Annotated in this window: 17 protein-coding genes; 9 read left to right on the top strand and 8 right to left on the bottom strand. The window is 36.3% G+C overall.

Going from position 1 to position 14,588, the window contains the following annotated elements:
* Positions 1-31 precede the first annotated feature (31 nt).
* From COD11_RS11815 to COD11_RS11805, 3 genes are all read left to right on the top strand, one after another.
* Complete coding sequence (locus COD11_RS11815) at positions 32-1,078, top strand: FecCD family ABC transporter permease (RefSeq protein ID WP_255301609.1); 1,047 nt, start codon at positions 32-34, stop codon at positions 1,076-1,078.
* Positions 1,078-2,109 (top strand): FecCD family ABC transporter permease, encoded by a 1,032-nt coding sequence (locus COD11_RS11810; RefSeq protein WP_098797121.1) that lies wholly within the window; start codon positions 1,078-1,080, stop codon positions 2,107-2,109. Before COD11_RS11815 ends, COD11_RS11810 begins: the two co-directional genes overlap by 1 nt.
* Before the next feature lie 127 nt (positions 2,110-2,236).
* Positions 2,237-3,448 (top strand): MFS transporter, encoded by a 1,212-nt coding sequence (locus COD11_RS11805; protein WP_098797120.1) that lies wholly within the window; start codon positions 2,237-2,239, stop codon positions 3,446-3,448.
* Positions 3,449-3,578: 130 nt separating this feature from the next.
* Here COD11_RS11805 and COD11_RS11800 read toward each other — a convergent pair whose 3' ends face one another.
* Together COD11_RS11800 and COD11_RS11795 are read right to left on the bottom strand one after the other, a co-directional pair.
* Entirely contained in the window at positions 3,579-4,175 is a 597-nt protein-coding gene (locus tag COD11_RS11800; protein WP_098797119.1) for a class I SAM-dependent methyltransferase, read from the bottom strand.
* A 10-nt stretch (positions 4,176-4,185) separates the two neighbouring features.
* Entirely contained in the window at positions 4,186-4,596 is a 411-nt protein-coding gene (locus COD11_RS11795; protein WP_098797118.1) for an Lrp/AsnC family transcriptional regulator, read from the bottom strand.
* Positions 4,597-4,726: 130 nt separating this feature from the next.
* Between COD11_RS11795 and COD11_RS11790 the strand changes: the two genes are divergently transcribed.
* A complete protein-coding gene (locus COD11_RS11790; protein WP_098797117.1) occupies positions 4,727-5,488 on the top strand; it encodes an MBL fold metallo-hydrolase in 762 nt (253 codons plus the stop codon).
* A gap of 473 nt (positions 5,489-5,961) precedes the next feature.
* Here the strand turns inward: COD11_RS11790 and COD11_RS11785 are convergent, their stop codons facing one another.
* The gene (locus tag COD11_RS11785) at positions 5,962-6,264 is read right to left on the bottom strand and encodes a hypothetical protein (protein WP_231308329.1); all 303 of its coding nucleotides are present in this window, start codon (positions 6,262-6,264) and stop codon (positions 5,962-5,964) included.
* A 261-nt stretch (positions 6,265-6,525) separates the two neighbouring features.
* Here COD11_RS11785 and COD11_RS11780 point away from each other — a divergent pair, with 261 nt between their 5' ends.
* From COD11_RS11780 to COD11_RS11770, 3 genes are all read left to right on the top strand, one after another.
* Entirely contained in the window at positions 6,526-6,834 is a 309-nt protein-coding gene (locus tag COD11_RS11780; protein ID WP_098797116.1) for a PadR family transcriptional regulator, read from the top strand.
* A gap of 18 nt (positions 6,835-6,852) precedes the next feature.
* A complete protein-coding gene (locus COD11_RS11775; RefSeq protein ID WP_098797115.1) occupies positions 6,853-8,040 on the top strand; it encodes a chromate transporter in 1,188 nt (395 codons plus the stop codon).
* A 194-nt stretch (positions 8,041-8,234) separates the two neighbouring features.
* The gene (locus COD11_RS11770) at positions 8,235-9,056 is read left to right on the top strand and encodes an STAS domain-containing protein (RefSeq protein ID WP_255301608.1); all 822 of its coding nucleotides are present in this window, start codon (positions 8,235-8,237) and stop codon (positions 9,054-9,056) included.
* Positions 9,057-9,181: 125 nt separating this feature from the next.
* On the opposite strand, the gene COD11_RS11765 is transcribed toward COD11_RS11770, so the two are convergent.
* From COD11_RS11765 to COD11_RS11755, 3 genes are all read right to left on the bottom strand, one after another.
* The gene (locus COD11_RS11765) at positions 9,182-9,520 is read right to left on the bottom strand and encodes a DUF1048 domain-containing protein (protein ID WP_098797114.1); all 339 of its coding nucleotides are present in this window, start codon (positions 9,518-9,520) and stop codon (positions 9,182-9,184) included.
* 13 nt (positions 9,521-9,533) lie between these two features.
* A complete protein-coding gene (locus tag COD11_RS11760; RefSeq protein WP_098797113.1) occupies positions 9,534-9,860 on the bottom strand; it encodes a PadR family transcriptional regulator in 327 nt (108 codons plus the stop codon).
* A gap of 233 nt (positions 9,861-10,093) precedes the next feature.
* Positions 10,094-11,563 carry a SulP family inorganic anion transporter gene (locus tag COD11_RS11755; protein WP_483296290.1) on the bottom strand — a complete coding sequence of 490 codons (1,470 nt, stop codon included), beginning with the start codon at positions 11,561-11,563 and terminating at the stop codon, positions 10,094-10,096.
* A gap of 254 nt (positions 11,564-11,817) precedes the next feature.
* Here COD11_RS11755 and COD11_RS11750 point away from each other — a divergent pair, with 254 nt between their 5' ends.
* Both COD11_RS11750 and COD11_RS11745 read left to right on the top strand, forming a co-directional pair.
* A complete protein-coding gene (locus COD11_RS11750; RefSeq protein ID WP_098797111.1) occupies positions 11,818-12,237 on the top strand; it encodes a universal stress protein in 420 nt (139 codons plus the stop codon).
* Positions 12,238-12,361: 124 nt separating this feature from the next.
* Positions 12,362-12,838 carry a hypothetical protein gene (locus tag COD11_RS11745; RefSeq protein ID WP_098797110.1) on the top strand — a complete coding sequence of 159 codons (477 nt, stop codon included), beginning with the start codon at positions 12,362-12,364 and terminating at the stop codon, positions 12,836-12,838.
* Positions 12,839-12,988: 150 nt separating this feature from the next.
* Here COD11_RS11745 and COD11_RS11740 read toward each other — a convergent pair whose 3' ends face one another.
* On the bottom strand, positions 12,989-14,200 hold the full coding sequence (locus tag COD11_RS11740) for a PDZ domain-containing protein (RefSeq protein ID WP_483296289.1): 1,212 nt from the start codon (positions 14,198-14,200) through the stop codon (positions 12,989-12,991).
* Positions 14,201-14,232: 32 nt separating this feature from the next.
* Positions 14,233-14,580 carry a swarming motility protein SwrAA gene (locus COD11_RS11735; protein WP_098797108.1) on the bottom strand — a complete coding sequence of 116 codons (348 nt, stop codon included), beginning with the start codon at positions 14,578-14,580 and terminating at the stop codon, positions 14,233-14,235.
* Between the last annotated feature and the right edge of the window lie 8 nt (positions 14,581-14,588).

Below are 14,588 nucleotides of genomic sequence, written 5' to 3'. Positions count from 1 at the left end.
ATTTACACGAAAAATAAAAGGAATGATTACGATGAAAAACCATTCAATGACGGAGTTACCATGTGATTCACCATCTCAATTTGTGAAGAAAAATAACGCAACAGCACTGAGTTTATTTGGTTTGCTTTTCATTTTTATTAGCTTAATTATATCCATTGGTCTTGGAGCAGTTCTGATAAAACCTTCTGTTATCATTGATTCTTTTTTTTCGTTTCAAAATGGAAATATTGAGCATCAGCTTATCCGAGAAATACGCATTCCACGTGCTTTAACAGCCGCTTTAATTGGGGCAACACTTGCAGTTGCAGGAACAATCATGCAAGGACTTACACGAAATCCCCTTGCAGATCCATCAATTATTGGCATTACACATGGTTCAGGATTAGCAATCGCAATTTCTCTTGCGTTTGTTGGATCTGGATCTTATTGGGTTCTTCTTCTTTGGTCATTTGCAGGTTCAGCAATTGGTGCATTCTGTGTTTTAGCTTTTTCAATGATATCAAGAGATCGAATCTCTCCTGTAACACTTACTTTAGCAGGAGCTGCCTTGAGTACACTTTTTAGTGCCTTATCAACTGGTATTGCGCTTTATTTTCAAGTATCCCAAGACCTTAGCTTTTGGTTTGCAGGTGGGTTATCAGGAACAAAATGGCTTCATGTTTTTATTCTCCTTCCCACCGTAATCATTGGCTTAACACTTGCTTTATGGATAAGTCGTTCGCTAACGATTTTAGCTATGGGAGAAGAAGTCGCTACAGGACTCGGACAATCTTATCAAAAAGTTCGTTGGATCGGATTGATTAGTGTTATTTTACTGTCAGGTGCTGCTGTTTCAATTGCAGGTAGTATCGGCTTTATCGGACTTGTGATTCCACATGTAATTCGTTTGCTTGTTGGTCCCGATTATCGTTTATTGCTGCCGCTTAGCGCGATTGCCGGGGCCTTTCTTCTTGTTGTCGCAGACATCGGCGCCCGAATGATCAACCCACCATTTGAAACACCTGTTAGTGCGGTTACTGCCCTTGTCGGGGTACCATTTTTCCTTTATCTATCACGTCAGAAAAGGGGGTATATGTAATGGATTGGAAAGAAGCATTTCTTCAATCAAGATTATGGTTATTCCTACTTATATTCTTGATTTTTAGTGTTTTTATTATCAGTCTCTCAACTGGAGTTTTACCCATATCACTCAGAGAAATTTTTGCAACTATTTTAGGAAATGGAACTCCTCAGCAAGAGCTTGTTTTGTATCAATTAAGATTACCGCGAATGATTATTGCTTTGTTAATTGGAGCAGGGCTAGCACTATCAGGAGCGATTCTTCAAGGCTTATCACGAAATTCATTAGCTGATCCTGGAATACTTGGAATAAATGCAGGAGCAGGATTAGCTGTAGTGTGTTGTATTTTCATATTTGGGCAATCAAAAAGCAGTATTCTTTCTTCTACTTTTTTTCTACCTGTTTTCGCGTTTGTAGGCGCTTTAATCATTGCACTCTTAATCTATAGCTTTTCATGGAAAAACGGAATTGACCCTGGACGTCTCCTTCTTATGGGACTTGGCTTTAATGCCCTATGTGGGGCACTACTAATTATTTTTCAACTGAAAATGGACCCTAAAGATTTTCAAGCTGCAACTATATGGCTAACAGGAAGCATTTGGGGAGCACAGTGGCCGTATGTATGGGCTTTGCTACCATGGATTCTGATTTTAATTCCGATCTCTTTTTTAAAAGCAAGATCAATGAATCTGCTTCAGTTTAGTGAAGCTGTTCCACATGTTCTTGGTCTAAAGGTTGAGTCTGAGCGCAGGTTTTTATTAATTCTTTCAGCAGCTTTAGCTGGAGCATGCGTAGCTGTTGGTGGTGGCATAGCATTTATTGGACTATTGGCTCCTCACCTTGCCCATCGACTATGTGGAGCAAATTATTTCAGCCTTTTACCTTTATCTGCTTTAATCGGTGCCCTTCTTTTACTTGTTGCTGATATGATTGGGAAAAATCTCTTAGCACCGGCTGATATTCCAGTCGGTATTGTGATCTCTGTTATCGGAGCTCCCTATTTAATTTATATGTTACTTACTAGAAAGGGAACTGGCTTGAAAAGCTAACTAAATGACTTACCTTCTCTGCTATTATAAATAATAATGATAATCAATTTCAATAAGACTGTGGATGAATATTCAAATATGTACATATCTAATCCGAAATAATACGAGAATGTGAGGCTGCTTACTTATGAGAAAAAATAGAAATGTGTGGATTCTGCTAACAGGTGAATTTGTAGCAGGATTTGGATTATGGCTGGGGATTATCGGTGATCTTGAGTTTATGCAGGATAAGGTATCTTCTGATTTCTTAAAATCTCTTATTCTTATAGCTGGTATTTTTGCAGGAATGATCGCTGGCCCACTTGCGGGAAAGATTACAGACCAATATAACAAGAAGACGATCATGCTCTACTCTGGTGTAGCACGACTTATCAGTGTAGCTTTTATGTTTATCGCGATCGAAACAGGCTCTGTTTGGTGGATGATTGCTTTTCTCGTTTCGATTAATCTTTCGGCAGCCTTCTATTTCCCAGCATTGCAAGCAACTCTCCCTCTTGTTGTGGAGAAAAAAGATTTATTGCAGCTTAACGGAATACATACAAATGTTTCTACCCTATCCCGCATTCTTGGTACAGCCGCTGCTGGGATTTTCTTAAGCGTAATGTCACTTTGGACGCTATATTTGTTGGCGTTTATCTCGTATGTTGTTCTTATTATTCTTACATGCTTCTTAAAAGTAGATGAACAAAAGGGTAAAGCTCAAAGCATTAAAGAAGATGCTGCTTCAAAGGGACAAGGATTTAAAGAGGTGTTTCCTCTTATAAAAGGTCAGCCTCTTGTCCTCATGACACTTGTTTTAACGGTCGTACCGATTCTGTTTATTGGGGGCTTTAATCTAATCATTATTGCGATAAGTGAAATCCAAAACAATCCCTCAGTAAAAGCCTGGCTATATGCTGCAGAGGGAATTTCCTTTATGCTCGGTGCGTTTTTCGTTAAAAGATATGGTAACAAGTCTCCATATGCTACGTTATTGTTCTTCTCTACTATAATCGGGATTTCTCAACTAGTCCTTTATTTTACAAACATGCCGATTATTACAGTTGTAGCGTTTATTTTATTCGGCTTTTCAGTAGGCACTTTCTTTCCAACTGCAGCGACGATCTTTCAGACAAATGTTCCGAGTGATTTTCATGGTCGATTTTTCTCTTTCAGGGGAATGTTTGACGATTTCACCTATCAAATCGTTTTAGTCGCAACAGGACTTTTATTAGATATCATCGGATTTCAACAGATGACTGTGATCTTTGGTGTGTTGTCACTCCTAATTACGGGTTGTTTTTATATGAAGTTTAGGAATGGGAATAGAGAGAATTCTTTGTTTGAAGAAGCTGGGTGATGTAGATTGATTTATGGAACATGAATGTTATTAATATTGCATAAGCATAGCAGGCTGTCCCATTAAATGAGATACCCTGCTATCCATATTTTCAGCCTTAACAGAACTTTAGTGTTAAGCTGTAAAAATATTACTTAACACTACTACATATAAACATCGAAGCATCTTGATTCATAAAAATACGCTGTCCATGATGAAAAGTCTTCATTTCAGCCGATTTAAATCCAACTTCGGATAATGTCTTTTTCAGTTCTTCATGCGAAAAGCCATTATGAACTTTTTGATGATGAATTTTATTGTTTTTGTCAAAATCAACAATGATTAGCTCGCCACCATTATTTAAGATGTTGAACAATTCTTGTAGTATTTTTTTCGTATCCGGAATATGAAGAAGAACTAGTGACATAAAGACGATGTCTGCCTTAAGCTCGGGCGTTTCTTGAGTAAAATCTGAATAAAGTACGTTTGCGTTAGTGATACCCTTGAGAGCAATTTTGGCTTTCGCAACCTCCAGCATTTCCTTTGATGAATCAACCAACAAAACAGAATCTACTAAATCAGATAATTCTAAACTAACGAGACCAGTACCACTTCCATAGTCTATTAATGATTTTGCTTGGCTATTTTGTAACTTTGATCTTACTTCCTTAACAATCACATTAGCTAATTCCATTCTTTCTTGTGTATCATATCTTTTTGCCATCTCTTCAAAAACGTTATGTTCCATAATTCGCTCCCTATTTATTAATAACAATCGTTAGTTTGTAGTTTGCATGCTCATTTAACTTCTCCAAAAATTGATTCATTTGTTCATTGGACGGAAATTTGCATTCGAGAAGATAACAGCCTTCCCCACTAATCTTATAATTATTTAGGATGTATTCATCATAAAATCCAATAAAAGATAGATACGGCTGGTGATTCATGCTTTGGGTAAAGATTGTAATAAAAGCATATATATTATAACCTAATTTACCTTGATTCACTTTAATCGTATACCCTTCAATCACTCCACTATCTTCTAGCTTCTCCACTCTTGCTGAAGTAGCCGGTCCTGTTAAATGGACTTTCTCGCCCAGTTCTTTCATTGTAATCCGGCTATTCTTAGAAAGCTCATTTAGGATTTTCATATCCGTGTTATCTAACATTTTCTTTAACTCCTTTCATTAATAAAGTAAAAAGGCCAAAAGAGTTTATTTATTCTATGTATTCATCGTTTGCTCATATTTTAAAATATACATTGTGCAAAGGAATTTTTAAAGAAAAGGAGTTTTTCACATGAAGATAAATACAATACGAAATGCGACGATCGTAGTTGAATATGCAGATAAAAAGTTTTTAATAGATCCAATGTTAGCACCAAAGGGAGCTGACCCGCCATTCCCAAATTCACCAAGACAAGACCAACACAACCCTTTAGTTAGCTTACCAACATCCATCGAAGAAATTATTAACGTAGATGCGGTGATTGTCACTCATCTACACTATGATCATTGGGATGAAGCGGCAAAAGACGCATTGCCAAAAGATATGAAAATTTTTGCCCAAAATGAAGAAGATGCCATAGAAATTCAAAGTGCTGGTTTCCAAAACGTAGAGGTTTTACAAGAGGATACAGTCTTTGATGATATCAAACTAATTAAAACAAAAGGTCAACATGGAAGAGGCGAAATCTTAAAGCTCACTGGTTTAGTATGTGGTGTTGTCTTCAAACATCAGACTGAGAAAACATTATATGTTGCCGGAGATACTGTGTGGTATGAAGACGTTCAAGAAGTGATCGATACACACAAACCGGAAATCATTGTAGTAAATGCTGGTGATAATCAATTCTTTGAAGGCGGTTCTCTAGTTATGGGGAAAGATGATGTTTTTGAAGTGTATAAAGCAGCTCCTGCCTCCAAGATTATTGCGGTCCACATGGAGGCTGTAAATCACTGGGGTTTATCTAGAGAAGAATTAAAACAATTTAGTAAGGATAAAGAAATGTCTCCTAATCTTTTAGTAACAGATGACGGTAATTGTTATACATTTAAATAGGACAGAAAGGCTTAATAAAACTTTTAAAGATTGGAGCATCTGTATAGCTTATTAAGAGTCTGTTAACATAATGGGGTGTTGAACTTTGTGTAACACTCCATTGTGTTTGTTTTTCTCTGTTATTTTATAGAAAGTTTATGTAGGAAATCAGCTACATGACATAAAGCCCCGTACATTACCTTAAATTTCATTCTAAACGAAGCAAAAAATACTGCCTTAACCTTAAAAAGGTGATTTATCTTCGATTTTGGAGTGTTTATCTTCGATTACTAGAATTTATCAGCGATTTTCTCTATTTTATCTGCGATTCTGCATATTCCTACTTATTTCGCCACCTTTGAAAACACATAAAAAGAAATTATCGTAGGTATTAATCTATTTACTATTTTTCAGTTGTTTTAAATGCCACGGTAAAAAATAAACAAATACAAAGATGAACAAAGGGATTGAGTACCATGTTTTCCATCCTTTGCTTACCATGTACCCCGATGCAACTCACCCCATTCAAGAAGATATGCAACAACTACCCATAGCCATCTATATAATACTGATTGGTACTTGTTTAAGAAATTAAGATAAACTAAGCCAATTGATAAAGGCACAAATGAGATAAAAATGTAGTCAATTAAATAAGTATCATGAGAAGGACCAATTTGAAAAGCTTTAAAAACATCACCAACTAATGCATCACCAAGCCAAGCTCCAAACCCCAGAATTCCCGAACTAAAGTAGATTTCTCTTAAGGTAAGCTTCTTTGGCATTAACAATAAAATCACCAAGAAAGCCCCAATAATTGCATAGGCATACCACATAGTGACTCACGGTCCTTCCGATAAACTTACCACTAATTTTCCCTATTTTTCTTTTTATATTCTTTACTCGAAGCTTCCTTGTTATGGGATCTATTAGAATAGTATCAACGTTAAGAATTTGTAAATATATCTACAAAGTATTGCAAATGTTAATCTCATGTTGTAGACTCTCGTTATCGAAAACCGATATTGTGTATTGATATTGAACTTTTCAGAGGTGATGATTTGGAAGACAAAGTTTTACGCAAACTATTTCTCGGTTTTATCCACATTCACATTTTACATCATGCCAAAGACCACCCTATATATGGAGTTTGGATGGTCGAAGAATTAAGAGAGCATGGCTATAATATTAGTTCTGGTACTCTTTACCCCATTCTACATTCTATGGAAACTGATGGATTACTAGAAAAAGAAGAAAAAAATGTTGCGGGGAAAATTAGAAAATATTACACAACGACCGAAAGAGGAAATGAAGTCCTAGTAGAGGCTAGAAAGAAAGCTTACGAGTTATTCAAAGAAATAAAAGATTAATAAAAGAAGGTGAGTTTGATGAAGAAAAAAAACCTAAGTTTTAAGGCACTTTTGGAAATACTTTTTATTTCTACAAGGCTTGGTTTAACGTCATTTGGAGGTCCTGTAGCTCATTTAGGATATTTCCACAATGAGTATATTCGAAAAAGAAAATGGTTGGATGAAAAAAGCTATGCTGATTTAGTTGCCCTGTGTCAGTTCTTACCAGGTCCAGCAAGTAGCCAAGTGGGGATTGGAATTGGCGTTATGAGAGCTGGAGTCTTAGGAGGAATTGTCTCATTTATTGGTTTTACATTGCCATCTGTTATTGCTCTTATTGTTTTTGCATTGATTCTTCAAGGTGTAGATGTAGCAGATGCAGGCTGGATACATGGGTTAAAAATTGTAGCTGTTGCTGTTGTTGCACATGCTATTTTGGGAATGGCACAAAAGCTTACTCCTGATTTAAAGAGAAAAACACTCGCTTTATTAGCATTAGTGATTACCCTTTTATGGCAAACAGCCTTCACGCAAGTTGGTGTGATTCTTCTTGCTGCTTTTATCGGTTTTCTATTGTATAAAGAAAATAATGATCGTGATGATGCTGATTTACAAGTACCTATTTCAAAACGTTTTGCACTAGTGTGTTTGTCATTGTTTTTTGGGCTTCTTGTCCTTTTGCCATTCCTAAGAGAAACAACAGCTTTAAATTGGATTGCAATGTTCGATAGCTTTTATCGTTCAGGTTCTTTAGTATTTGGTGGCGGCCATGTTGTTTTACCATTATTAGAACGTGAATTTGTGCCAACAGGATGGATGACAGAAGAAGCTTTCTTAGCTGGATACGGTGCTGCACAAGCAGTTCCTGGACCCCTATTTACATTTGCTGCCTATTTAGGAGCAGTGATGAATGGCTGGCAAGGAGGCCTTTTAGCCACAATCGCGATCTTCTTACCAGCATTTCTATTAATTTTTGGTACACTTCCATTTTGGGACGCTTTACGTCGAAATTCCAAAATCAAAGGAGCCTTATTGGGAGTAAATGCTGCAGTAGTTGGAATTTTAATTTCTGCTTTTTATCAACCAATCTGGACGAGTTCCATCTTAAATCCAATTGATTTTGCCTTTGCTGCGATTCTTTTTACTATGTTGGTGTATTACAAGCTATCACCTTGGATCATTGTAATTGTAGGGGCAATTGGCGGATCATTACTAACACTAATATAAACAGAAGAGGACCTCACCTTTGTGGGGTTCTTTTTCCTTTTATAACAACGAGCAGCTGTTCATTTACGTCAATAGGACCACTGCCTTTCTGTTGTAATTTAGGTCAAAGAATCGTTTATTTTTCTCAAACACTATAATAAAATGAATATAGGGAGTGGAATTCAAAAAATTCAAAACATATTGGGGGGAGTGCAGTGGAATTCTTCTACCATGAATCATATCAGCTAAAAGATTTTTTTGAGAAAAACCTTCAAAACTTTGAAGAATTGCTTCTTTCTGAAGCTGTTAATGTAAAAGGTATGATTGATGATATTTTACATATTGGAAATATCGATTTAGTTAATAATGCTAAGAATCTTGTTTTCTTTATAATTGACCAAAAAGAAAAAGAACTTCGACAGTTTGCCAAACATGAAGGTATTGCTTGGGCCACGCATTCAATTGATTTATCATTTAAATTAGAGTGGATACAAGCCATTCGTCGCACAGTCTGGTTCCTAATTAAAGAATATAACAAGTTAACAAATGAAAAAGTTGTTAAAAACTTTTTTACTCTTGAAAAAGAAGTAAATGATCAAATCGATGATTTTTTAAATGCTTTCTTTATTAGTTACTCTACATATAAGGATTCTTTAATTAAGGCACATAGAGAGCTGGTCGAAAACCTATCTGTACCAATAATCCCAATCAATTCCTCCGTTTGTATATTACCACTAATTGGTGCCATCGATGAATTTCGCACTAATATCTTAGAAGAAAAAGTACTAACTGAAATTGGAGTGCTACGCATTCAAACGTTAATTATTGATTTATCTGGAATTACCGATATGGAGATTGATGTGATCGAACATTTATTAAAGATAATAGATGGTGCGAGTATGATGGGATGTAAATCAGTTATTACTGGTTTACGAGTAGAAGTAGTTAGAAAAATGATCCACCTTGGTATCTCATTTGAACAGAAAACAAAAACATTGGGAACACTGCAACAAGCTTTAAGTGAATATTTAAGTTAATTAAACTTATGGGAGGAGGATTTTATCATCCTCCTCTTCTATTAGTATAACTTTCTAAAGTTAGCACAGATGAATCTTCTTTTGGGTTCTAAACTAATAATAAGTCTGATGGCCAGGCAAAACCCTTACCCACGACCAATCGTATCGTTCAACTTCGTGCGATACTTATCCGACCACGTTTTTGTATCCTTCACGAGTTCATCGCAGAAAGAAGCCACGTCCTCACCTGTGAGGTCAGTAACTTTCTTGCCTTCCGCTGCACCTTCCTCAAAAAGGTCGATTATTCCATTAAAGATACGGCTGCATTCCTTCCAATCAGTAGGACCACCAGTAGTCCACATATACTTTTGAATGGCTTTATAAGCATGATGGTACTCACTCGGAAGAGCCTTCGCACGTGCCTCCATCGCTCTCCATTCTCGCTTGTCTTCCAGACTTCCGATCATTTTTTCAATAATATTCATATGAAATCTCCTTTTATTTTATTTTTGTTTTGAGTTCATTAATTTTACTTGAGACAAATTCCCATTTTCTCCAAAAGGTTTCCAGATGCTCTTGACCTGCTGCATTGAGTGTATAAAATTTTCTCGGCGGTCCCATATTGGATGGCTTTTTCTCAATATCCACCAGATTGTTTTTCTCAAGCCGCATAGTAATCGTATAAACTGTGCCCTCTACCACATCAGTGAAGCCAAGTTCTCGCAGCTGTTGTGTGATTTCATAGCCATAAGTTTCTCCACGACTGATGATTTCAAGCACACAGCCCTCAAGCACTCCTTTCAGCATTTCCGTTATATTTTCCAAAGCATTCCCTCACTTGTGTTTCGATTTCAACTTCTTTTTTCCACAGGTACCTTGTGATACCGATATTTAGTATTACTTACTACCGGTATATAGTAACGCAGAATAGCTTCACTTGTCAAGGGTTGAACTTCAAGCAATAAAGCCTGTTATTAAAGGTTTTCATAGGCGTTGTTTTAACAGATTTTCACGTCAAATAAAAAAACATCAAATCATTCGATTTGATGTTTTTTTGATTAATGGTTGGCTACTTTGGTTAAACCGCCTGGCTTATTATGAACAGAGATTTTCTCCATTAATTTGTTACTCTCTGTATTCACACCAATCAAGTTAACCTTCACTCCATTTTGTTGATATTTAATGATGACTTTATCAATAGCACCCACTGCCGAATCATCCCAAAGGTGAGCATTTGTTAAGTCTAAATCAATTTCTTTTACATTTTCTCTATAATCAAAGCTTTCAACAAACTCACTAACAGATGCAAAAAATAATTGACCAGACACACGATAGATTTTCTTGCTAGATTGACCTGAGGCTAAACTTGTTATCTTGACCTTAGATATTTTAGAGGCAAAGAAAATCGCACTTAAAATAATCCCAACAAGAACACCTTTTGACAAGTCATGTGTCAAAAGAACTGTAATCACTGTTACAACCATAACAATCGTATCTGTTAATGGTACCTTATGAAGGGTTTTTAATGATGACCAATCAAATGTTCCGATTGAGACCATAAACATAACTCCTACAAGAGCAGCCATTGGGATTTGTACTAACAAATCATTGAGTAGTAGAATTAGTACCATTAAAAATACTCCAGCAACAAAAGCTGATAAACGACCTCTACCACCTGACTTTACATTAATGACAGATTGCCCAATCATCGCACAACCAGCCATTCCACCGAAAAATCCTGAAACAATGTTTGCAATACCTTGCCCACGTGCTTCTTTATTTTTGTCACTGCCTGTATCTGTCATATCATCTACGATTTGAGCTGTTAATAATGACTCAACTAAACCTACAATAGCAATTGATAAAGAATATGGAAAAATGATTTGTAATGTTTCAAAAGTAAAAGGAATGTCAGGTAGTAAGAACATTGGTAATGTTTGAGATAACTCACCCATATCTCCTACCGTTCCTACATTACTTCCAGTCATTACAGCAATAATTGAAATCACAACAATTGCTACTAAAGGCGATGGCAAAACCTTTGTAAAACGAGGTAAAATGTAAATAATTGCAAGAGCACCTGCAACCATTGCATACATTGACCATGATTCACCTACAAAATGAGGCAATTGTGCAGTGAAGATAAGGATAGCCAACGCATTAACGAAGCCTGTCATAACCGAACGAGGCACAAATTTCATCAGTCTGCCTAATTTCAAAATCCCCATAATGATTTGAATAATACCAGTTAAAATGGTTGCTGCAAGTAAATACTGCAATCCATAGTCAGCAACTAATGTCGTCATAAGCAAAGCCGTCGCACCAGTTGCAGCTGAAATCATTCCGGGACGTCCGCCAACAAACGCTATTGTGACTGCAATACAAAATGAGGCATACAAACCAATCATAGGATCAACACCGGCAATAATTGAGAATGCGATAGCCTCAGGAATTAAAGCTAGTGCTACAACAATACCTGATAAGATGTCTCCTCTGATATTTCCAAACCAAGAATATTTAATTGTCATATTCTCCAAAAAAAATCCTCTCCCTTTTCGCTTTTATTTTTTAATGACTTTCAACTCTCATGAAAGTCGGGTCCGTTGTTAACAAAAAGCATTATAAATGATTTTTAAAGTATTGTGAAATAGGTAGTAAGCGTATACATTTACCATATACTCTTTATTTCTCTATTTTTCTACTCCATGCAACTTAATATCAATATTTGTGTCGGTAAATTTTTACTTATCATATAATAACCTAATAGTAGGAGGTATATAGAATGTATAAAAGAATAGTTATAGCATCCGATGGCTCGGAACATTCTAAACGTGCAGCCGAAAATGCCATTCATATTGCTCAATATACTAAAGGGTCCAAAATTGATATTGTGTACGTTGTTGACCCTGATCGAGCTAAATCAGATGTTCTTAGCAACTGGAACTCAATAGATATTAACGATTATCGTAAAAAACGGATGAAGGAGGTTGAAAAAAAAGCACTGCAAGCCGGAATATCATACGAAATGAAGATCCTGCACGGTGAACCAGGACCAACAATTGTTAAATATGTAAACGATAACAATATTGATCTTGTTGTGATCGGGAGTCGAGGGTTAAATAGACTTCAGGAGTTTGTATTAGGAAGTGTCAGTCATAAAGTAGCCAAAAGAGCAAATTGTCCTGTGTTGATTGTGAAGTGAAAAGGAAATCCGCTCCCCTTAAAAAGCTATTTAAGATTAGATGTTATTGAATTGAAAATTTTTATGAATGATTTTCATCTCTCTTATACAAACTACCTTTATCAGCTATAAGGATGGATAAGAGATGAAAAATGTAGGGAAGTTAGAATCAGTTATGTGGAATATAGCATTGCCTGGGTTCAGCCAATTACTAACAGGCCACTATGTTAAAGGCATTTTTTTTATACTTTCAGAAGTAATCATTAACCTTAACAGTCATTTTAATCTTGCCATTATGTTTAGCTTTTTAGGAGAATTCGAACAGGCATACTCTGTTACAAATTATCAATGGTTATTATTTTATTCATGTTTATACTTTTTTGCGATGTGGGATGGCTACAGAACCGCAATGCCTCCAGGAGAACAGTTTTCATTTCTTCCCTTCGTTTTTTCAGCTTATTTAGTTACAGTGGGGTTATTTTATTGTGGTGAATTGAGAATATTTGGTCATTTAATTGGGCCAGTATTTATGCCGATGCTCTTTGTAATTCCTGGCTTAATTCTCGGATTCACTTTTAGGTATATTATTTTAAAAATAGCGAAAAGAGGAGGTATCGTTTAATCTCTTACCTTTTCTGTTTAAAATAGATATCAAACAGAACAAACTACTCGATATAAAAATAGAGAAACGACATAATCGTTTCTCTAAAAATTACACAGTTACATATTATCTTCATATGATTTTTCATTAGATAGTATTAGGAACTTACTATTAAACAGCCTCATTCTCCCACTTCTTCTTAGCTTCCTGCACAAACAAAATCCCTAGTTCATGATGCTCACCATCATACAGTGCCCTTTGTGCATAACGAATTTCGCCGTTAAAATTGACTATTTCGAGCTTACAAAATGCTCGGTTTTTCTGGAGAGCTTGATAGAACTCGTCCACTGTTTTAACAGCATGCCCATTGACCTTTGTTACCATTTCCCCAACTTGGAGGGTCATTTTTTCTGCTGGTGAATGTGGAAGGATGCCTAGTATCATCAAGCCATGATCTCGTTTTGAAAAATAGAAGGCAGCGGAATCATCGTTCAGTCGCTGGCGGATTGTGATGAATTCACGTCCTACCATCGCAACAAACACAGCGATAAACGCGACCGGTGTAAACCAAATACTTGCCACCGCTAAGCATAGGGTTAACACACCTAGCCAAATGACCCGTTCTCCTGTTACCTTCATGCTTTCTTTTGGCAGTGAACCTTGAACACGCTGATGGAATCCAAGGAAAATTGGAATAAACAGCAGTAAAAACGGCTCTCCATTAATCGATACCACTGGCCACCAAGGTAGTGTTGAGGTTAACGTACCACCCGGAACAAGTAACAGCAATGGAAGCATCCACGTTCGTTTCGCTTGATGATTTCCAATTGGCAAACCTCTTGTACTCGTTTTTAAAAACGGAGACGTTTGGATATGTGCTGTACGGAAAATAAGAATTCCTTCCGCTATGACTAATAAGCCAGCTAGAATGCTGAGTGAAGCAAAGCTAGTCTCAGATAATCCAACAAAAAAAGAACCATCTGGAATAAAAGTTGCTGCTAGCAATGTTAATCCCACTGTAAAAGCAGCTGACAGCCATCGCAGCTGAAATGTAAGACCAATAAGCGCTGTAACAATCGCCATAAGGACAACGGTTCCAAATGGCAGACTTAAGCCTAATGCAAAAGAAAAGACAGAGACAATCAGTCCCAAGACAATTCCTTTTGTATACGTAAACTTCATTTCATTATAAATATCAAACACACGAATATGAAAAGAATTTCTTTCTTGCTTAACACGAAGATAGCCATAGGCAAATGTTAAAAGGAAAAAAAGATAAAAGAGCGGATGGATAAAGAAGCGACCGGCTGCCCATAGCAACTCTAGTAACCAATCATCGATCAAAACAGAATCCCACCTTACTGTTTCTATTAGGTTAATCATATTTTAACATCTCGGTGGAAGATTTAGTATGCTTATTTTAAGTTGTTCCAAATACACGTGTTAGAAAGTGAAAAATCACTAAAGCATTCATCTTCCTCAATATCCAAAATAAGCACAATTGTTTTAATCGATTTTTTTATATCTGAAAGAGAAAGCGACAGTCGCTTATGATTTTTTAGTAAATAAGAAAAAAATGCTTTCACACATTCTTGATCGATCTGCTGTATTTTTTTGATGCTTGTATAATTGGCAATATACATACTAAATAACCGAACAGGCTTACTAGGGCTAGTGTGAAACTTATGTTCAGAACTGCTTTCCATCAGCTCATTTAAAAACTCCTGATACACCTGCTCCTTTTGTAAACTGGAATTTCTCATGGTTAACC

Origin of the sequence: Bacillus sp. AFS040349 (assembly GCF_002577655.1) — a bacterium.
Lineage (GTDB): Bacteria > Bacillota > Bacilli > Bacillales > Bacillaceae > Metabacillus.
This window is presented reverse-complemented; position numbering and strand designations above follow the sequence as displayed.